Below are 18204 nucleotides of genomic sequence, written 5' to 3'. Positions count from 1 at the left end.
TCGTGCCAAGCCCCCATGACGACCGCGAGCCTAGCGGCAGCGCCGTCGGGCCCCGGTCCTACTGATCGAACTCACGCCCGATGGCGGGGTGACAACTGTCACGGCCGCCCGGCGCCGACCGCGCCGCCAGAGCCGCCCGCGTCAGGCCAGCGCCCGGCCCAGCAGGTGGATCAGGGGCACGGCGACCGTCAGCGGCAGTGCCACACCGGCCGTCATGTGCACGAAGCGCGACGGGTAGTCGTAGCTGGCCGCCCGCAGCCCGATCAGCGCGCCGACCCCGGCCCCGAGGCCGAGCAGCGCGCCCTGGCCGCCGAGGTCCGTCAGTCCGCCCGCCAGGTATCCGGCACCCGCCCCGGCCGCGAGCGCGGCCACGACCGAGACGACGCCCGGCAGCGGCAGCGCCCGGACGACGGTCGCGGCGGCGACCGCGAGCGCGCCGACGGTCACGGCGTCCGGCTCGGACGCCAGGACCCCGGTGGCGATGATGGCGAGCGCGGCGGAGACGGCCGTGGCCATCAGGCCCTGCATCCGCTCGTCGGCGCCCGCGTAGCTGCGCAGTTGCAGGACGACCGTGAGCAGCACCCAGCCGCCGAGGGTGCCGAGGATCGCGGCGAGCGCGTGGTCGTCGCCGACCCCGAGCACGGCGGCGTCTGCGACGAGGGCGCCGGCGAAGGCGAGCGCGATGCCCTGACGGGCGGGCCACATGCCGTTCAGCCGGAACCACCCGGCGGCCGTGACGGCCTGGAGGACGACGAGCGGAACGAGCAGCGCGTACGGGCCGAGGGCCGCGCCGCCCGCGAGCAGCAGGCCGAGTACGGCGGTCAGCCCGGCGGGCTGGATGCCGGGCGGGATGATCGGCGACCGGCCCTCGGCGCGGGCGCGCTGGGCGTCGGTGACGCGGGCGTTGCCGAGGGTGGTGGGCGGGCTGTAACCGGCCGTGGCGGAAGGACCGGACATGGCGGAAGGGCCGGGGGCGGCGGGTGAGACCGGTGCGGCGGCGTGACCGGGCGCGGGTGCGGTGGCCGGTGCCTGTGCCGGGGTGGTGGCCGGGGGCTCGTACGGCGCCGGGCCGGAGGCCGGGACCTCGGGCGGGAGCGGGTACGCGCCGGACTGCCGCGGCAGATACGCCGTGTCGGCGGCGGCCCCGGGCGACTGGGGATGCTGCGGGTGCTGAGGCTGCTGGTACGGCTGAGGCTGGTAGGGCTGCTGTTGCGGGTGCTGAGGCTGCTGGTAGGGCTGCTGGGGCTGTTGCGGGTGCACGGGCTGCTGGGGCTGGACCTGCGGCTGGTACTGCGTGTCCCAGGTCTGGCCCTCCCAGGTCTGCGCCTCCTGCCCGCCCGCCGTCTCCCGGTACCCCGGCGCGGACGGCCCCTGCGGCTGCTGCGGATACGCCTGCTGGGGGTACCCCTGTGCGTGGTCCCCCTGCGGCCGGACCGGTCCCGGTACGCCGTACCGCTGCTGCCCGTACGGCCCGGAGTCGTAACTCCCGCCGTAACTCCCCTGCCCCTGCTGGTCGTACTGGTCGTCGCTCATGCTCTGCTGTTCACCCTCCTGCGAACGGCGGGAGCACTTCGACCGTGCCGCCCTCGGCAAGCCGTACGGTCTCATGCCCGCGGGTCCCCACGGGATCGCCGTCGACCAGGAACGAGCACCGCTGGAGCACACGGACCAGCTCACCGGGGTGTCTGCGGCGCGCGGCGGCGAGCGCCTGCGCCAGGTCGTCCGCCGCGTAGGGCTCCTCGGGGACCCCGGCAGCCGCCTTGGCGGCGGCCCAGTAGCGGATGGTTCCCGCTGGCATGGCGCACTCCTCCCGCAATTTCTCGGCAATTTTCCGGTCGGTTTCCGTCGGCTCTCCATGATGGCCGATTCCCAGCCGTGCCTTGCCATCCACGCCCTTCACGGAGGTCCGCGAAGCAGGCCGGAAAGGCGATGACCCGCTGTCCTTCCCCTCTGACGGAGAGCACATGTGGGCTATTCTGCTCCGGAAGAGGATCCGGGCAATGTAGCCCCCGGGTCCTTTTGCGCTTTCCGACCCCAGGGCGCGGGACGGGGAGCGGTGCCACATACGCCCCCGCTCCCTCCGGGTGCGGGAGGTGCCCCCTTGCAGGGACCGAGGAGGAACCACGTAATGGGCGAACCAACCACGCAGACACCTGAAGACTGTCCGACCGGGGCGGGTGAGCGGCGATGAGTTCTCTGCTGCTCCTCACCAACGCCCTCCAGCCGTCGGCCGAAGTGCTGCCGGCTCTCGGACTCCTTCTGCACCACGTCCGGGTGGCCCCGGCAGAGGGCTCGGCCCTCATCGACACCCCCGGCGCGGACGTCATACTGATCGACGGCCGCCGCGATCTGCCCCACGCGCGGTCGCTCTGCCAGCTGCTGCGGTCCACCGGACCCGGCTGCCCGCTGATCCTCGTGGTGACCGAGGGCGGTCTCGCCGCCGTCACCGCGGACTGGGGCGTCGACGACGTGCTGCTCGACACCGCCGGCCCGGCCGAGGTCGAGGCCCGGCTGCGGCTGGCCACCGGGCGCCGCCAGCTCTCGACCGACGACTCCCCGATGGAGATCCGCAACGGTGATCTCTCGGTGGACGAGGCGACCTACAGCGCGAAGCTGAAGGGACGGGTCCTGGACCTGACCTTCAAGGAGTTCGAGCTGATCAAGTACCTGGCGCAGCACCCCGGCCGGGTCTTCACCCGGGCGCAGCTGCTCCAGGAGGTCTGGGGCTACGACTACTTCGGCGGTACGCGGACGGTCGACGTCCACGTGCGGAGGCTGCGCGCGAAGCTCGGCCCCGAGCACGAGTCGCTGATCGGGACCGTACGGAACGTCGGTTACCGCTTCGTCGTGCCGGAGAAGGTCGAGCGCGCGGCGGAGGAGGAGAAGGCGAAGGCGATCGCCGCGGCCGCCGCGAAGGCCAAGGCGTTCCGCCCGGACCGCGAACCGGACGGCGGAGCCGAGCACTCCCCCGACACCTCGCGCGCCCCGGAAGCCGTACGGCCCGCCGGACGCCAGGCCATGTCCGGGTAGTCCCCGCCCACCGCGCGACGCCCGCCACGCCTCACGGTGTCGCCCGGCACGCGACACCCGGCACGCCTCGCGGTGTCGCCCGGCACGCGACACCCGGCACGCCTCGCGGTGCTGTCGGAGCCGGCCACGTACGCCCCCACGTACGCCCCGTACGGGACCGGTCCTCCGCCGTGCGAACGCACGCGCCGACGGGGGTGCCGGCCGCTCCGCGGGTGGTGCGCGCCCCGCCCCCCCGGGCGGACGGCGCCACTCCCCGGACACGGCCTGGGCAACCCCACGTAGACTGCCGCGCGTGGCCAAGGTGACGCGGGACGACGTGGCACGACTGGCGGGAACTTCGACCGCGGTCGTCAGTTACGTCATCAACAACGGACCGAGGCCGGTTGCCCCGGCCACGCGCGAGCGTGTACTCGCCGCGATCAAGGATCTGGGCTACCGCCCGGACCGGGTCGCGCAGGCGATGGCGTCGCGGCGGACCGACCTCATAGGAGTGGTCGTGCCCGACGCGCGGCAGCCCTTCTTCGCGGAGATGGCGCACGCGGTCGAGCAGGCCGCCGCCGAGCGCGGAAAAATGGTGCTCGTCGGCAACTCCGACTACCGCAACGAACGCGAAGTCCACTACCTGCGCGCCTTCCTGGGCATGCGGGTGTCCGGACTGATCCTGGTCAGCCAGGGACCGAGCGAGCGTGCCGCGGCGGAGATAGAGGCGTGGGACGCCCGCGTCGTGCTGCTCCACGAGCGGCCCGAGGGCATCGACGACGTCGCGGTCGTCACCGACGACATCGGCGGCGCGCAGCTCGCCACCCGGCACCTGCTGGAGCACGGCCACCCGTACGTGGCGTGCCTCGGCGGCGTCGAGTCGACACCGGTCGTCGGCGACCCGGTCACCGACCACGTCGAGGGCTGGCGACGGGCGATGAAGGAGGCCGGGCTCTCGACGGAGGGGCGCCTCTTCAAGGCGCTCTACAACCGGTACGACGCGTACAACGTGGCACTGACCCTGCTGGCGGGCCCGGACCGGCCCCCGGCGATCTTCTGCTCCACCGACGACCAGGCGATCGGCGTCCTGCGGGCGGCACGCGAACTGCGGATCGACGTCCCCGGCGAACTGGCGGTGGCCGGCTTCGACGACGTCAAGGAGGCCGCGCTGACCGACCCCCCGCTGACGACGGTCTCCTCGGACCGCCCGGCGATGGCCCGCGCGGCCGTGGACCTGGTCCTGGACGACGGCCTCCGAGTCGCCGGCTCCCGCCGCGAACGCGTCCGCCAATTCCCCTCGGCCCTGGTAATCCGCCGCTCCTGCGGCTGCTTCTGAACGAGCCGGCGGGGGTCATACCCCGGCGGGGCGCTGACGCCCGTGGGGTTCGTCAACCGGCGATACGGGCGGCCCTCTCGCGGAGTTCTTGCGCCTCGCCGACGCCATTGAATCGCCGCAGGCGGACACTCATGTCCCGAAGGGCCGCCTGGACCTTTACGGAGCGGATGCCGTCGGCACTGTCGAGGAAGTCGCCCCAGGTGGTCAGGGCTCCGTCCACGTCGCCCCGGCGGAGCCGCACCACGCCGAGATCGGCCAGGACGATGGCACGAGTACGGTCCCCCGGTGCCGGTGGCGCCGAGGGCTGTGCCGAACAGAGCGGCTGACCAGCGTCCCGCGCTCAGCGCGGCCGGCCCGTGGCGCGGGAGATCAGGGTGTCGAAGGCGCGGTCGGGCAGGATGGCCTTCAGGGCGATGAGCGGGCGGGCGCCGGAGCCGGTGGGGTAGCGGGTCTTGGGCCGGCGGGCCGTGACGGCCTTGGCGATCGTGTCGGCGATGACCGTGGGCGGGGAATTGCGCTTGGCGAGGGCCTCGGAGCGCAGGGAAGCGGCCGTCGCCTTGGCCGGCTTCGCGTAGGCGCCCACGCCGGAGGACTCCTCCAGTCTGTCGGCGGTGTTGCCGCTCCATTCGGTGGCGACGCCACCCGGCTCGATGACGACGACGTCGATGCCGAAGGGCTTGGTCTCCAGACGCAGGCAGTCGCTGAGGGCTTCGAGGGCGAACTTGGTGCCGTGGTACCAGCCGCCGAACGGGGTGTAGATCTTGCCGCCCATCGAGGTGATGTTGACGATGGTGCCGCCGCGCTGTGCCCGCATCTGGGGAAGGACGAGCTGGGTCAGGCGGAGGGCGCCGAAGACGTTGACGTCGAACTGGTAGCGGGCCTCCTCCATGGAGACGTCCTCGATGGCGCCGTACGAGCCGTATCCGGCGCTGTTGACCAGGACGTCCACGCGTCCGGTCTCGGCGATGACGCGGTCGACGCCCGCCCGGAGCGAGTCGTCGTCGGTGACGTCCATGGCCATCGGACGGATGCCGCGGTCGGCGAGTTCGTGGAGGCGCTCGGTACGGCGGGCGGCTCCGTAGACGGTGTAGCCGAGGCTGTCCAGCTTCAGGGCGGTGGCCTCGCCGATGCCGGAGGAGGCGCCGGTGACGAGGGCGGTCTTGGCAGGCATGGCGGAGTCCTCACGGATAAGCGGAACGGGCCCTTCCTGACTCACCCTGAGCCGTGATCCACCCTCGTGCAACCGGCCGGTTCCGGGCGCCTTTATATGGGACATACGCGGTTCTGTCGGGCTTCTCAGGGCGTCTTCAGACGGCTCTCATCCAGGGGGCGGATGGTCGGTGGCATGACCGAGAATCAGCGTCGCAGCGGCGGCGAAGACGTGAATCAGCAGAACTCCGGCAGCGGACCCGGCTACCCGCCGCCGCCCGCGTACGCCCCCACCACCACCTGGGGTCACACCGCTCCGGCCCCCGTGCCCGCGCCCGGCTCCGGCCCCGGTCATGCCCGCCGCCCCAGCCGCCCCGTCGGGCTGCTGCTCGCCGCCGCCGCGATCGTCGCGGCCGTGGTCGGCGGTGGTACGGCCGCGCTGACGGAGACGCTGACGGACCACTCCACCGCGACCGGGAGCAGTCCCGTCAGCGGCACCACCGTCTCGCAGAGCAGCAAGGGCACGGTCGCGGGCGTGGCGGCGGCCGTCTCCCCCGCCATCGTGGAGATCCAGGCGTCGTCCGCCTCGGGCCGGTCCACCGGTTCGGGTGTGGTCGTCACCGCCGACGGCGAGATCATCACCAACAACCACGTCGTGGCGGGCGCGGACACCGTGAAGGTGCAGCTGAGCACCGGCAGGACGTACACCGCCGACGTCGTCGGCGCCAGCCCCGGCAAGGACCTCGCGCTGATCAAGCTCCAGGGCGCGAGCGGCCTCAAGACGGCGGTCCTCGGCGACTCCGACAGCCTGCGGGTCGGCGACCAGGTCGTGGCGATCGGCTCGCCCGAGGGTCTGACCGGCACCGTGACCAGCGGCATCGTCTCCGCCCTCGACCGGGACGTCACCGTGTCGAAGGAGCAGGGTCAGCAGCAACAGGAGCAGGGCGGCAGCGGCGACGACCAGTGGCCGTTCGAGTTCGGCGGACGGCAGTTCAACGGCGACACGGGCTCCTCCACCACCACGTACAAGGCGATCCAGACCGACGCCTCGCTGAACCCCGGCAACTCCGGCGGTGCGCTGATCAACATGAACGGCGAGATCGTCGGCATCAACTCGGCCATGTTCTCCGCGAGTAGTGCGAACGGCGGCGACGGTTCCTCGGCGGGCAGCGTCGGCCTCGGCTTCTCCATCCCCGTGAACACGGTCAAGGCCGACCTGGGCGCGCTGCGCGCCGGGAACGGCGGCTGAGGCCGGCCACGCGCCCCGCGTGCGACGCTGACGTCCGGGAGTACGCGGGTACGCGGGTACGCGGGTACGCGGGTACGCGGGTACGCGGGTACGCGGGTACGCGGGTACGCGGGTACGCGGGTACGCGGGTACGCCAGTATCAGCGCCTCCCGTGACCGAAGCGGAAGCCGAGCCGTGACGGTATCCGTACCCGCAGGCCCAGACGTGACCGCAGCCGTTCACCCACAGGAAGAGCGACGCCATGAGCCCCGCCGAAGGCGATCCGCACCGTGTCCTGATCGTCGACGACGAGCCCGCCGTCCGTGAGGCGCTCCAGCGCAGCCTCGCCTTCGACGGTTACGGGACCGAGGTCGCCGTCGACGGTGTCGACGCGCTGACCAAGGCCGCCGCCTATCAGCCCGACCTGATCGTGCTCGACATCCAGATGCCGCGCATGGACGGGCTGACGGCGGCCCGGCGGCTGCGCGCCACCGGTTCGACCGTGCCGATCCTGATGCTCACCGCCCGCGACACCGTCGGTGACCGGGTCACCGGGCTCGACGCGGGCGCCGACGACTATCTGGTGAAGCCGTTCGAGCTGGACGAGCTGTTCGCCCGGATCAGGGCACTGCTGCGGCGCAGTTCGTACGCGGTCCGGGCGGGCGGCGAGGCCCCCAAGGACGACGCGCTGGCCTTCGCCGATCTGCGGATGGACCTGGCGACGCGCGAGGTCACGCGCGGTACGCGCCGGGTGGAGCTGACCCGTACCGAGTTCACGCTGCTGGAGATGTTCCTGGCCCACCCGCGCCAGGTGCTGACGCGGGAACAGATCCTCAAGGCCGTCTGGGGCTTCGACTTCGAGCCCAGCTCCAACTCACTGGACGTGTACGTGATGTATCTGCGGCGCAAGACCGAGAGCGGCGGCGAGCCGAGGCTCGTGCACACGGTGCGCGGGGTGGGTTACGCGCTCCGCGCCGACGGCGGCGGCACCCCGACGGCCGGCGGCAGCCCGACCACCGGAGGCCCGACCACCGTGACCCCGACCACCGGGGGTACGACGCCCGGGGGCCCGGGAAGCGGAGGCCCCCAGTGACCCCCCTCGCCCACCGCCTCCGTACGCTCCCCCTCCGCTCCCGCCTCGCGATGCTCGTCGCCGTCGCCGTCGCCGTCGCCGTCGCGGCGGCGGCCGTCACCTGCTGGCTGCTGACCCGCGCCCAGCTGGAGGCGGAGCTGGACAACTCGCTCCGCAACACCTCCGCCCCCGCCGGCCTGGTGCAGGGCGCCCTGGGCCGGTGCGCGCTGGGCCAGAGCCCCCCGGAGACGGCCGATCCCGGCTTCGCGTACGTCCAGGTCGTCGCCGACAACGGCAACCGGTGCGTCGACGCCTCCTCGCAGCCGGTCACGGTCCAGGCCTCCGACGTGGCCGTCGCGCGCGGTACGCAGCAGGAAGCCCTGCACGACTCCACCACCGAGGACGGCGCCCCGGTCCGCGTCCACACGCAGCGGGAACCCTTCGGCCCGGCGGGTTCCCTGGTCACCGTCTCCGTCTCCCGCCCGCTCGGCGAGATCGACTCCTCCCTCAACCGGCTCGCCCTGCTGCTGACCGCCGTGGCGGGCATCGGTGTCATCGGCGCGGGCGCGGCCGGGCTGTGGATCGCCAGGACCGGTCTGCGCCCGGTCGACGGGCTGACGCGCGCGGTCGAGCACGTCGCGCGGACCGAGGACCTGAGCCTGCGCATCCCCGCCGAGGGCGAGGACGAGATCGCCCGGCTCTCCCGCTCCTTCAACTCCATGACGGCGGCGCTCGCCTCGTCGCGCGACCGTCAGGCGCGGCTGATCGCCGACGCGGGCCACGAGTTGCGTACGCCGCTGACCTCCCTGCGTACGAACGTGGAGCTCCTCGCCCGCAGCGAGGAGACGGGCCGCGCGCTGCCCCCGGAGGACCGTACGGCGCTGATGGCGTCGGTGAAGGCGCAGATGACGGAGCTGGCCTCGCTGATCGGCGACCTCCAGGAGCTGTCCCGCCCGGACGCCCTCGCCCCGGGCCCGCTCCAGGTCGTCGCGCTGCACACGATCGTCGAGAGCGCCCTGGAACGCGCCCGGCTGCGCGGACCGGACCTGACCATCGAGGTGGCGTTGCACCCCTGGTACGTACGGGCCGAACCGGCCGCGCTGGAGCGGGCGCTCGTCAACGTCCTGGACAACGCGGTGAAGTTCAGCCCGCCGGGCGCGGCCGTGGAGGTCGCCCTCAGCTCCCGGGGGGAGTTGACGGTACGGGACCACGGCCCCGGCATCCCGGCCGACGAACTGCCGCACGTCTTCGAGCGGTTCTGGCGCTCCCCGTCGGCCCGCGCGCTGCCGGGCTCGGGCCTGGGCCTGTCGATCGTGGCGCGCACCCTCCAGCAGACGGGCGGCGAGATCGCGCTGAGTCCGGCGGCCGGCGGTGGCACGGTGGCCTCGATCCGTATCCCGGGCGCGTCGACCCCGCCGCCGACAACTCCCTGACGGACGGCGCCTGTTGGCGGCGGGTCAGTCGGTGAGGTCCGGCTCGGTGGTGTCCAGCAGCCTCGGGTCGGGCTCCGAACCGGCCATGGACAGCGCACCCTTGACGGCCTTCGCGAGCGTGAGCAGATCGCCGGGCTTCCGTTTGTCGAGGCCGCCGACGAGCTGCTTGAGGATGGTGAGCTGGTCGAAGTAGACGCGCTCGGTGACGAGGTTCTCGTTCTCGTCGAAGACGAAGTACGCGGTCATGCGGGTGCGATGACGGCCGCCGGTCGGCGGTATCTTCCCCAGCGGCCCGTTGTGGGTCCCCAGCAGCCAGAACTCCACGATCACGGCGTCGTGGCTGTGGCGCAGCGCGATCAGCTCGTGGTCCTGGTCGGGGAAGGCCACGCGCGTGTCGTCGTAGTAGTCGCGTACGTCGCTGTCACCGTCGTGGACGAGCATCTGCGCGATCAGTTCGTAGTGCGGATGCGGGAACGTCGACAGGGTCGCGTCCCAGTCCTGCCGCACCTCGTCGCGGAAGTGGTCCAGGACGAGCTTCTCCCGGGCGCGCAGTACGTCCTCGGGGGGCAGGGTGAATCGCGACATCGCTGTGTCCTCTTGTCCGTTCGGGGCCCTCGGGCCCTGGGGCGCTCGTCTGCTCGGGCGCCCGCCGGGCCGGGGCGCGCGGGCCGCTCTGCCGGGCCGGTCCGTCGCCTCGACGTCGGACCGGCCCGGCACGGCGTCGTCCCCCGCGCCGTATGCGGCGGGGATCGGATCACCGGGGAGAGCTTCCCACCCGTGTTGCGGGGAACGGGAGTTGGGCCCACGCCCCGGCCCCCGCCCGTACGGCGGGGAGCCGGAGTCGGCCTACGCGCCGGCCCCCGCGATCAACCCGGCCGGGCCGGGCGCGGGCCCTGCTCCCGGCCCGGCCGACGGGAGCAGGGCGCAGGGCGCGGGCCCCCGGCCCGGCCGACGGGCACCGGCCTGCCCCGGCCTGCCCCGGCCTGCCCCGGCCTCAGCCGTTGTGCCGGATCAGCGAGTCCACCAGCCCGGCCCTGGTCTCCGGGAAGTCCAGCGGCACGATGCCGAGCCCGCGCCACCCGGCGCCCTGGGACCCGTCGAGCAGCGTGTGCACCTGCGGGTTCAGCCGGTCGGAGTTCCAGCGCGGCGGCAGCAGGGCGGCCGTACTGACGAAGTTGATGAACTGCTTGCCGGGCTGCGTCGCCGCCTTGCGGAAGTGCGCCTCGATCTTGGGGTACTTGGCGCCCGGCTCGGCCTGGTAGTCGTCCTGGATGTCGAACAGGCCGCCGTCCCCGTACCGCACACCGGGCAGCCCGCCGTTGTCCGCGAGCAGCACGACCTTGCCGCGTGCCTCGCCGAGCGCGGGCAGGTTGCTGTCGAGCCGGAAGAGGGACCGCCAGCCCTTCCCGTCGAGATAGGTGTCGAAGATGCGCCGGAACTCGGCGTCGCTCTCGGTCGAATACTCCTGCTTGAGGCGCATCAGGACGGTCTCGGAGGGGTGCGCGCGGAGGAAGTCACGGCAGGCGGTGAGGACGTCGTCGAAGTTGAGGTTCTGGTAGTACGCGGCGTGATGGATCGGGAACGCGTTCTCGAACGCCCGGCACCGCACGTCCAGGAACCGCACACCGCTGTTCAACTGCTCGGCGATGGTGGTCCCTTGGCACGCCACCCACAGACCGCCGCTGCGTGCGCCGGAGTTGTGGGTGCCGGGGAGGGTCAGTCTCTGCACGGGGGTGGAGTCGCCGATTCCGGCGAGCCAGTCGGCGGGGGCGAGTACGCGCCGTGTCGTGGGGCGGAGCGTCTTCGCGGGCGGCGCGGTGGCCGCTGTGGCGGAGCCCGTACCGACGAGGGCGGTGGCGGAGAGCGCGAGGGCGCCGGCGAGCATTCCTCGGCGCGCAAGTCCAGTACTGGTGGGGGGAGTTGTGCCGCTGTCTGTGACCATGCGCCGAAGTATGGCGTGTACGCGACACAATCCAACAGACCCGAACAGGGCGCGCGCGGTGGCGCGGGGGCCGAAAGACCGAGCGCCGAAAGACCCGGGGCCCGCCGATCTGCGGACCCCAAGCCCTGCTGTCAGTACTGCCGGTGCTGCCGGTTACGGGTGGGGACTACTTGTCGCCCCCACCGCTCGGGGCGGGGTCGCGTGGCGCCTCGGGAGGCTTGGGGCCCCCGTCGTGCTTGCCGCCGTCGTCCGCCGCAGCCGCCATGGCCGGGACTCCGAGGGACACGTCCAGCGGGTGGCGGAACGGGACGCCCCGCCACTCCTCCGCGTCCGGCGTGCGGGTCTCGTACGTATCGACAGTCTGCGCACTCATGTGCGGACCTCCTCTTTCGCGAGAGGTCACGCCGCCGTACCGTCGACGGCGCGACCGGCGTGCCGCGAGGCGTGAGCCTCGCGGGTTCGGTCATCCGCCCCGACCACTCGACCTGTCCAGGGTTCTCACCGGTCGGGGCGGACGCTTTTCACCGGGGCCTCGGCCTCATCGGGCCGGGCCACCGTGGGAGGCCCAGGGCAGGAGGGACGCGCGCTTCCCGTCGAAGGCCGGGTACGGCTGCACGGTCCACTCCCACCACCGCCCCTCACCGCTGAGCGAAAACCCGCACGCCTCACCCCGGTGCAGCGCCGCGACGGCCCCCAGGGACCCGCCGAACCCGGTCCACCGCAGGGCCCGTTCACGCTCGGCGGGCCCCAACTCGTCCGCGAGCGCGCGCACATCGACCCTGATGGCACGGATCGCCTCGGCCGGATCAGCCACGGAGCGCCGCGACACGCGGGAGCGGCTGTCGGCGTCGAGCGACTCGTACACGGTCCGCTCCAGCCAGAACGCGGCGAGCGGCCGATCAGCACAGGGCATGCCGGAACCTCCTGAGTGTGTCGCGGAAGCCGCCCCCTGCCTGCCGCCGGCGTGACGAGCGGGTGAGCAGGGGGCGGCCCTTCGTATCCCTCCCCGACTGGCGCAGAAGCGGGGAGCGATGCCTCGAAGTTAGCGTTTGCTGCGACTTGGTATCAAGCGTTTACCTCTAACGAGTGATACAGAAACAGCCAACGGGCGGCCTCACCTGCGCCGGTGAGAGCCGCCCGTCATGAACACGCCGCGCGTCAGGCGAAGTTGTCGAACTCGCCCTCCTTCGCACCATCGAGGAACGCACGCAGCTTGGCTCGGGTGGTGTGGATGACCACGCCAGGGTTGTCGCTCTCCCGCATCAGGATCTCGCCGCCGTGCTCGGCCAGTTCGAGACAGTTGTTACCGTCGGGGCCAGACGATTTGGTCGACTTTCGCCACTGAATGTCCATGGTTCTCACGCCTTCATACTTGTTGTGCGATTCCGCGAATGAAGTCTCGTGAACGCTCGGGATCGAGCGAACGCTCCTCGATCCGGTCCAACACAGCCCGATAGTTCGCAAGACGCGTCTCAGCATCCAGGAACGCGGGGCCGGTCGGGGTGTCCGTCTGGACCGTGTCGAGCTGCGGAACAGGACCGTAGACGTATTGTGTCGAACTGCCGCTCTCGGGGAAACCGCCGGCCGCGAACGGGATGACGCGGACAATGACGTTGTCACGCTCGGACTGATTGAGCAGATATTCGAGTTGGCCCCGCGAGACGTCGGAACCACCGAAGGTCATCCGCAACGCCGCCTCGTGGATCAGGAAAGTGCAGTTAGGCGAGTCCTCCCGGTCGAGCACATCCCGTCGCTTCAGCCGATGCGAAAGGCGGCGACGCTGGCTCGACGAACTGAACGGCGGTACGACTTCCGCAAATACAGCACGTGCGTAGTCCTCGTTCTGCAACAGCCCCGGCATGTAGACGATCTGCACGCACCGGATGGCGACGGCGTGGTGCTCCAACTCGGCAAGGTCGAGCGCACCGCTGGCAAGGTCCTCCCGATAGTCCTCCCACCAGCCGTTTATGCGCTCCGCCGCCATCGTGGCGAGCGCGTCCACATAGGCGGCGTCGGGGCACGCGTAGTGGCCGGCCCAGGCACGTACGCGCTCCGGACTCACACCGAACCGGCCGGATTCGGTGTTGCTGATGGTGGTGCGGTCCGTGCCCAGAACTTCAGCCGCCTGGGTGATGGAAAGGCCCGTGTGCTCCCGGATCTTGCGAAGCTCGGCACCCAGTCGGCGCTGCCTCGCCGTAAGTGCCTTCCTTGGTGCCATCGGCCTCTCCTCACAGTCGCGCCACAGTCTGACCTGCGGCCCCATCACAATCCACTCGCTACACATAATAGTTGACCTGGTACCACAAGTGATGGACAGGGGGGTACTGTCCCTCTCAGCACCGCGCTCCGCACCAGCGGCCCGAAGCGCCGCCGCACGTGTGCGCCCAAGTCCGGACCCCATGTTGGGAGACGACATGCCCACCCCCACCCTCACCCCCGTACCACCTCCACCTTCGCCCCCGCAGGGCGGCGAGACGTACCGCCTCACCGTGCCGAACACGGCCAACGCGCCCAAGATCGCGCGGGAGTTCCTGGCCACCCTGCTCCACGTCAGCAGGCACGACGCTCTCGCCGACGACGCGCGGCTCTGCGTCACCGAGTTGGTCACCAACGCGCACCGGCACACGCGAACTCACCTGATCGGAGTAACCGTCGCGGTCAACCGGAAGCAGGTCGCGGTCTACGTGACGGACGACATGCCCTGGTCCCTGCCGGTACCGAACCTCACCCCCACCGAGCAGGAACTCGGCTGCGGACAGGGCGTGTTCCTGCTGGACCGGCTCGCCGAGACGTGGGGTTCGACCATCTACGGGGGACCGAGCCCCAGCTACAAGGCCGTCTGGTTCACCCTGGCACGGCCGGAGATGCCCTCGTGACGACCACAGCCATTGCCGCAGCCGCCCAACTCACCGGCCCGGAGCGCGACTTCATACTCGTCGCTCTCGTCCTCGGCGCGATCGCCGCCGGACTTCTGACCAGTTGAGCCGACCCACCGGCGGAACACGCACACCCGGGGAGGGGGCGGCGCCCCCGGATCCGCCTCCCTCGTCGCCGTTGGGGCGCGGGTGCGCGCTCTTGATCACGTTCACCTACTCTTCACATCCGGCCGGAAGAGTCCGGCCGATGGCCGCCACTGAGCGGCGTTCCGAGGGAGGTTCGCGTGGGTACGGCGATCGGCTTGTTCGTGCTGGGGACAGGCGGTGCGGTCTGGGGAGGCAGGTATCTCTTCAACGTGCGCGGCGCGGCGGACAAGGCCGCCGAACGGGGCAACGCCGTGAGGGCCGCCCGGGCGACGGGCCTGGAGCTCGCCGAACCGCAGATGGGCCCCTGGTACTTCAAAATCATCGGAGGCATCGTGATGCCCGTCGGCCTGATGCTCAGCATCCTCAGCATTGTCCTCGCCGTCACCGAATGACCGCTGCCGCACGCATGTGACCGGCTCCGGGCCACTGTGGCCGAGCCCCGCCGCGCCTGTCGATGTCGGATCGGACAGCTCGGAAGTGGTACGTCCCCCGGCCCGGACCGGGAGCACAGCGAGGCGCCCGTGAACCTGCGGTCGGCGGGCCGCAGCGGGCCGCGTACCCGGCCGAACTCGCGAGCCAGGCCGCGTCTTCGGCGAGTTTTGCCCTCGACAAGCGAGTTCCGGAACTATGGATCGCATGGCCTCTTTAAAGCAGTTCGATCCCGCGTCCGGGACCCGGGATTTCCTCGCAGCCGAATTCGAGAAGCGTGAGCGCGCCTTCGCGACCATCCGTTCGGTGTTCGCCGGCTTCGGCTTCCAGCCGCTCCAGACACCGGCCTTCGAGCGTCTCGACGTGCTCACCGGCAAGTACGGCGACGAGGGCGACAAGCTCATCTTCAAGATCCTCCGCCGTGGCGAACACGAAGCGAGCGGGGAGGCGGATCTCGCGCTGCGGTACGACCTCACGGTTCCCCTGGCCCGCGCCTCGGCGGCGTACGGCAGCCAACTCCCCATGCCGTACAAGCGATACGCCATCGCTCCGGTCTGGCGGGCGGACCGCCCCGGGAAGGGAAGGTTCCGGGAGTTCGTCCAGTGCGACCTCGACATCGTCGGCTCGTCGTCGCCGCTGGCCGATGCCGAAGTCGTCGTAGCTCTCCACGATGCCCTCACGGCACTCGGCGTCCCGGAGTTCCGCTTCCTGGTGAACTCCCGGCACGCGCTGTTCGGCCTGCTGGAGGCGTACGACGTCCCGGAGGACCTGGGGCCGGGGGCACTCATCACCCTCGACAAGCTCGACAAGCTGTCTCCGGAGGCGGTCGTGGGCGAGTTGGTGTCCAGCCGCGGCCTGTCGCCCGGCATCGCGGAAGGGCTGGTGGAGGACCTCACCGCCCCGGATTCGGTCGAGCGTGTCACGGCGCGGCTGAAGTCCAGCGAGACCGGACAGACCGGCCTGGCGGAAGTCGAACGCCTGCTGGAACTGACCAAGGACGCGATCCCCGCCGAGCGAATCGGATTCACGCCGAATCTCGTACGCGGGCTCGACTACTACACCGGCATCATCTTCGAGGTGGTCGCCCCGGGAACGCCCGGCTCGATCGCCTCCGGTGGGCGGTACGACCGCCTCATCGGAAACCTCGGAGGCAAGGATTCCCCCGCGTGCGGTGGCTCACTGGGCATCGAACGCATCCTGCCGCTGCTGGCGGAGACGGACGAGGCGCCCTACTCACAGATCGACGTGGCGGTCACGATCATGGGTGAGGAACAGTCGGCCGACTGCTTCCGGCTGGCGGCGCGGATCCGCCGCACCGGAGTCCGCACGGGCGTCTATCTCGGGTCAAGTGGGAAGTTCGCCAAACAGATGAAATGGGCCGGGGATCAAGGGGCCCGATTCTGTGTGATTTACGGCGCAAACGAGCGCGAGGCCGGTACGGTCACGCTGCGGGACATGAACAGCGGCGAACAGACCCAAGTCCCCTTCGACCAGGCTGCCGAGGAACTCGCACGGCAGTGCGCACCATCCAACTGACGCCCGGCGGAAGACCCCCGCCGACGACTCGTCCCAAGGAGGAGCGGATGGGAACGCAAGGCGACCGCATCTTTCGGATCACCGCCGAGCGGGGGTTCCCTGATCCCTGGCTCAGCTTCGGGGACTCTCTGTGCGACGAGGCAGCGCTGAGCACAGAGTTGACCCGTGCCATCAGTCGCGCTCGCAAGGAACCCTCGGACCAGACACACGCGGGTGTCGATCGGTTATTCCAGGCGAAGGCGGCGAATCTTCGTCATTGTGCGAGCATTCTCGACCAGGTGCTCGACGACTACGACGCGTCCGGGATGTGGGGCGACCTGGACGAGCGAGCGGGAAGGCTCGACATCGCGGACGTCCTGGAGACATGGAGCCGGACACAAGCTCTCCACCCGTTCCCCGTTGTACTCAGAAGCCTTGAGTTCAACTGGGGTTACATGAAGGAGCACGGCGTCCGGTCCTTCTACGAGATGACTCGGGGTTACGTCTCGCGCCTTCAGGCGAACACCCTCCGCTGGCAGGAAGCCTGGAACGGTGAGGTGACCTCCGGCGTCGTGGACCGCATCACATCCATCGAGTGCGATCTCGCCAGCATCGAGGCTCCGATGCACTGTGACGTGTGCAAGAAGACGATCACCGCACTTCTGTATCTGGACGAGCCGCAAGCCTGACTCGTCAGGCACGGAGCGCACATCGGCTTCGGCCCAACAACGTTGGGCCGAAGCCGCCGGATTCGCGCCCTGGGGGCCGAACTCCACGGCCACAGCGTCCAATGCCGAGTGAGCCCCGGGATGAGCTTCCGGTTGGCGGCGTACGCCGTACCAGCTGCCTGTCACCGGGCGGTCGGCGCCGGGCGGCGAGATCGCCGATCGGTCTGGACCCCGGTGTCTGACGTCGCCGGTCGATGTCGGCCCGGCTCTGGCCCGGAACCTTCCGGCGACCGGCCAACTCGCGCCCGTCACGGTCGGGGGCCCGATCCGGCACTGAGGCACCGCCCGGCGCCGGTTCGACCCCCGTCCGCACAGGCCCCGGCCATGGCAGCGACCCGGCACCGCGCGTACCGAAGGCGAGTTCCTCATCACTCCTTATTTTCCTCTTCAGCCGAAGACGACGGTAGTTTGAGATAATATTCGTGCGTATGGAGAGTGACGATCGTGAGCTCTACTCCGTCGGCGAAGTCGCCGAGCGGCTGGGGCTTCATGTGCGGACCGTGCGGAACTACGTGCGGGACGGGCGGCTAAAAGCCGTGCGGATCGGCAAGCAGTACCGGATCAGCCGGGCCGACTTCGAGGCGCTGACCAGGGCTGGGGAGTCGGTTGGGGAGTCGGCGGGTGAGGAGCCGGCCGGGGCCAAGCCGCCGCCGTCGCGGCGAGGGCGGTACGTCGAGGTGTCGAGCATCGTGCAGATCGACTCGGTCGGCCCGGACGCGGCGAGCCGGCTCAGCACGTTCGTCACGGCGAGCGCGCAGTCCGCGCGGGGCGGCGCGGCGCACTCCCTGCGTATCCAGACCGTGTACGACAAGGAGCGGGCCCGTATGAAGATCGTAGTGCTGGGCGAAGCCGCCGAGACGGCGGATCTGCTCACCCTGCTCGACAGTGTGCTGGGGCCGGGCAACGACCTGCTGCCCGGCGAGGGAGAGGGAACCGACCGTGGCTGAACCGCTCGTGACGTACCACGGCGTGCCGGTGCTGGTGCTCGACGCCGACGGCCCGCCGATCGCCACCGTGCAGGACGCGCTCGACCTCCTGGTCAGCTCGTCCTACGCGGGAGCGGACCTGGTCGCGGTGCCGGCCGGGCGGTTCGACGACAGTTTCTACGACCTCAGCAGCGGCCTGGCCGGGGAGATCCTCCAGAAGCTGGCCAACTACCGGCTGCGGCTGGCAGTCGTCGGGGACATCTCGCACCATCTGCGGGCCAGCAAGGCCCTGCCCGACCTCGTACGCGAGTCGAACCGTGGCCGGGACGTCTGGTTCGTCCCGGATCTGGGTGAACTCATCGCCCGGCTCGGCCGGTAGGGCGCTCGTCCGGAGCCGTCTCGCCGAGGCCGCGG

General features: G+C 71.0%; 21 protein-coding genes. 11 read left to right on the top strand and 10 right to left on the bottom strand.

The annotated features are described in order from the left end of the window. Positions 1-141: 141 nt before the first annotated feature. Together OG875_RS16815 and OG875_RS16810 are read right to left on the bottom strand one after the other, a co-directional pair. Positions 142-1533 (bottom strand): hypothetical protein, encoded by a 1392-nt coding sequence (locus OG875_RS16815; RefSeq protein ID WP_330175041.1) that lies wholly within the window; start codon positions 1531-1533, stop codon positions 142-144. A 10-nt stretch (positions 1534-1543) separates the two neighbouring features. Next, positions 1544-1798: a MoaD/ThiS family protein gene (locus OG875_RS16810; RefSeq protein ID WP_330175040.1), complete on the bottom strand. Its 255-nt coding sequence runs from the start codon at positions 1796-1798 to the stop codon at positions 1544-1546. Positions 1799-2187: 389 nt separating this feature from the next. Between OG875_RS16810 and OG875_RS16805 the strand changes: the two genes are divergently transcribed. Together OG875_RS16805 and OG875_RS16800 are read left to right on the top strand one after the other, a co-directional pair. Further along, entirely contained in the window at positions 2188-3030 is an 843-nt protein-coding gene (locus tag OG875_RS16805; protein WP_330175039.1) for a response regulator transcription factor, read from the top strand. 292 nt (positions 3031-3322) lie between these two features. After that, positions 3323-4345, top strand: a complete 1023-nt coding sequence (locus OG875_RS16800; RefSeq protein ID WP_330175038.1) for a LacI family DNA-binding transcriptional regulator — start codon at positions 3323-3325, stop codon at positions 4343-4345. A 52-nt stretch (positions 4346-4397) separates the two neighbouring features. On the opposite strand, the gene OG875_RS16795 is transcribed toward OG875_RS16800, so the two are convergent. Further along, positions 4398-4589, bottom strand: coding sequence for a hypothetical protein (locus OG875_RS16795; protein ID WP_330175037.1), 192 nt, complete (start codon positions 4587-4589; stop codon positions 4398-4400). A gap of 96 nt (positions 4590-4685) precedes the next feature. Then, positions 4686-5516, bottom strand: a complete 831-nt coding sequence (locus OG875_RS16790) for an oxidoreductase (protein WP_330175036.1) — start codon at positions 5514-5516, stop codon at positions 4686-4688. 174 nt (positions 5517-5690) lie between these two features. Here OG875_RS16790 and OG875_RS16785 point away from each other — a divergent pair, with 174 nt between their 5' ends. From OG875_RS16785 to OG875_RS16775, 3 genes are all read left to right on the top strand, one after another. Then, entirely contained in the window at positions 5691-6743 is a 1053-nt protein-coding gene (locus OG875_RS16785) for a S1C family serine protease (protein ID WP_330175035.1), read from the top strand. Positions 6744-6984: 241 nt separating this feature from the next. Next, positions 6985-7815 (top strand): response regulator transcription factor, encoded by an 831-nt coding sequence (locus OG875_RS16780; protein WP_330175034.1) that lies wholly within the window; start codon positions 6985-6987, stop codon positions 7813-7815. Then, on the top strand, positions 7812-9227 hold the full coding sequence (locus OG875_RS16775; protein ID WP_330175033.1) for a sensor histidine kinase: 1416 nt from the start codon (positions 7812-7814) through the stop codon (positions 9225-9227). The genes OG875_RS16780 and OG875_RS16775 overlap by 4 nt, the downstream gene beginning before the upstream one ends. A gap of 24 nt (positions 9228-9251) precedes the next feature. Here OG875_RS16775 and OG875_RS16770 read toward each other — a convergent pair whose 3' ends face one another. From OG875_RS16770 to OG875_RS16745, 6 genes are all read right to left on the bottom strand, one after another. Then, positions 9252-9812 (bottom strand): ester cyclase, encoded by a 561-nt coding sequence (locus tag OG875_RS16770; protein ID WP_330175032.1) that lies wholly within the window; start codon positions 9810-9812, stop codon positions 9252-9254. 409 nt (positions 9813-10221) lie between these two features. Continuing rightward, positions 10222-11169: a phosphatidylinositol-specific phospholipase C gene (locus OG875_RS16765; protein ID WP_330175031.1), complete on the bottom strand. Its 948-nt coding sequence runs from the start codon at positions 11167-11169 to the stop codon at positions 10222-10224. A 166-nt stretch (positions 11170-11335) separates the two neighbouring features. After that, entirely contained in the window at positions 11336-11542 is a 207-nt protein-coding gene (locus tag OG875_RS16760) for a hypothetical protein (protein ID WP_330175030.1), read from the bottom strand. A 165-nt stretch (positions 11543-11707) separates the two neighbouring features. Beyond that, positions 11708-12082, bottom strand: coding sequence for a hypothetical protein (locus tag OG875_RS16755; RefSeq protein ID WP_330175029.1), 375 nt, complete (start codon positions 12080-12082; stop codon positions 11708-11710). Positions 12083-12327: 245 nt separating this feature from the next. Further along, entirely contained in the window at positions 12328-12522 is a 195-nt protein-coding gene (locus tag OG875_RS16750; protein WP_330175028.1) for a DUF397 domain-containing protein, read from the bottom strand. Between the two features lie 13 nt (positions 12523-12535). Further along, positions 12536-13387 carry a Scr1 family TA system antitoxin-like transcriptional regulator gene (locus OG875_RS16745; protein ID WP_330175027.1) on the bottom strand — a complete coding sequence of 284 codons (852 nt, stop codon included), beginning with the start codon at positions 13385-13387 and terminating at the stop codon, positions 12536-12538. Between the two features lie 196 nt (positions 13388-13583). Here OG875_RS16745 and OG875_RS16740 point away from each other — a divergent pair, with 196 nt between their 5' ends. The 6 genes from OG875_RS16740 to OG875_RS16715 all read left to right on the top strand — a co-directional run bounded on the left by OG875_RS16740 (position 13584) and on the right by OG875_RS16715 (position 18169). Then, complete coding sequence (locus tag OG875_RS16740; protein WP_330175026.1) at positions 13584-14045, top strand: ATP-binding protein; 462 nt, start codon at positions 13584-13586, stop codon at positions 14043-14045. Between the two features lie 284 nt (positions 14046-14329). Continuing rightward, complete coding sequence (locus OG875_RS16735; RefSeq protein WP_330175025.1) at positions 14330-14584, top strand: hypothetical protein; 255 nt, start codon at positions 14330-14332, stop codon at positions 14582-14584. Between the two features lie 244 nt (positions 14585-14828). Then, positions 14829-16157, top strand: a complete 1329-nt coding sequence (gene hisS, locus OG875_RS16730) for a histidine--tRNA ligase (protein ID WP_330175024.1) — start codon at positions 14829-14831, stop codon at positions 16155-16157. A gap of 47 nt (positions 16158-16204) precedes the next feature. Further along, positions 16205-16825, top strand: coding sequence for a hypothetical protein (locus OG875_RS16725; RefSeq protein WP_330175023.1), 621 nt, complete (start codon positions 16205-16207; stop codon positions 16823-16825). Between the two features lie 467 nt (positions 16826-17292). Next, positions 17293-17811, top strand: coding sequence for a helix-turn-helix domain-containing protein (locus OG875_RS16720; RefSeq protein ID WP_330175022.1), 519 nt, complete (start codon positions 17293-17295; stop codon positions 17809-17811). Beyond that, on the top strand, positions 17804-18169 hold the full coding sequence (locus OG875_RS16715) for a DUF4180 domain-containing protein (protein WP_330175021.1): 366 nt from the start codon (positions 17804-17806) through the stop codon (positions 18167-18169). Before OG875_RS16720 ends, OG875_RS16715 begins: the two co-directional genes overlap by 8 nt. Positions 18170-18204 lie beyond the last annotated feature (35 nt).

The sequence above is a fragment of the Streptomyces sp. NBC_01498 genome, from assembly GCF_036327775.1.
In the GTDB taxonomy this organism is placed as follows: Bacteria; Actinomycetota; Actinomycetes; order Streptomycetales; family Streptomycetaceae; genus Streptomyces.
The sequence above is the reverse complement of the archived record's forward strand: the minus strand, read 5'-3'. Positions and strand labels throughout refer to the sequence as shown.

What these genes read in the sequence shown, in the direction of transcription:
- OG875_RS16815 (WP_330175041.1), bottom strand. Translation starts at nt 1,533, where the DNA reads ATGAGCGACGACCAGTACGACCAGCAGGGGCAGGGGAGTTACGGCGGG.
- OG875_RS16810 (WP_330175040.1), bottom strand. Translation starts at nt 1,798, where the DNA reads ATGCCAGCGGGAACCATCCGCTACTGGGCCGCCGCCAAGGCGGCTGCC.
- OG875_RS16805 (WP_330175039.1), top strand. Translation starts at nt 2,188, where the DNA reads ATGAGTTCTCTGCTGCTCCTCACCAACGCCCTCCAGCCGTCGGCCGAA.
- OG875_RS16790 (WP_330175036.1), bottom strand. Translation starts at nt 5,516, where the DNA reads ATGCCTGCCAAGACCGCCCTCGTCACCGGCGCCTCCTCCGGCATCGGC.
- OG875_RS16785 (WP_330175035.1), top strand. Translation starts at nt 5,691, where the DNA reads ATGACCGAGAATCAGCGTCGCAGCGGCGGCGAAGACGTGAATCAGCAG.
- OG875_RS16780 (WP_330175034.1), top strand. Translation starts at nt 6,985, where the DNA reads ATGAGCCCCGCCGAAGGCGATCCGCACCGTGTCCTGATCGTCGACGAC.
- OG875_RS16770 (WP_330175032.1), bottom strand. Translation starts at nt 9,812, where the DNA reads ATGTCGCGATTCACCCTGCCCCCCGAGGACGTACTGCGCGCCCGGGAG.
- OG875_RS16765 (WP_330175031.1), bottom strand. Translation starts at nt 11,169, where the DNA reads ATGGTCACAGACAGCGGCACAACTCCCCCCACCAGTACTGGACTTGCG.
- OG875_RS16760 (WP_330175030.1), bottom strand. Translation starts at nt 11,542, where the DNA reads ATGAGTGCGCAGACTGTCGATACGTACGAGACCCGCACGCCGGACGCG.
- OG875_RS16755 (WP_330175029.1), bottom strand. Translation starts at nt 12,082, where the DNA reads ATGCCCTGTGCTGATCGGCCGCTCGCCGCGTTCTGGCTGGAGCGGACC.
- OG875_RS16750 (WP_330175028.1), bottom strand. Translation starts at nt 12,522, where the DNA reads ATGGACATTCAGTGGCGAAAGTCGACCAAATCGTCTGGCCCCGACGGT.
- OG875_RS16745 (WP_330175027.1), bottom strand. Translation starts at nt 13,387, where the DNA reads ATGGCACCAAGGAAGGCACTTACGGCGAGGCAGCGCCGACTGGGTGCC.
- OG875_RS16740 (WP_330175026.1), top strand. Translation starts at nt 13,584, where the DNA reads ATGCCCACCCCCACCCTCACCCCCGTACCACCTCCACCTTCGCCCCCG.
- hisS (WP_330175024.1), top strand. Translation starts at nt 14,829, where the DNA reads ATGGCCTCTTTAAAGCAGTTCGATCCCGCGTCCGGGACCCGGGATTTC.
- OG875_RS16725 (WP_330175023.1), top strand. Translation starts at nt 16,205, where the DNA reads ATGGGAACGCAAGGCGACCGCATCTTTCGGATCACCGCCGAGCGGGGG.
- OG875_RS16720 (WP_330175022.1), top strand. Translation starts at nt 17,293, where the DNA reads ATGGAGAGTGACGATCGTGAGCTCTACTCCGTCGGCGAAGTCGCCGAG.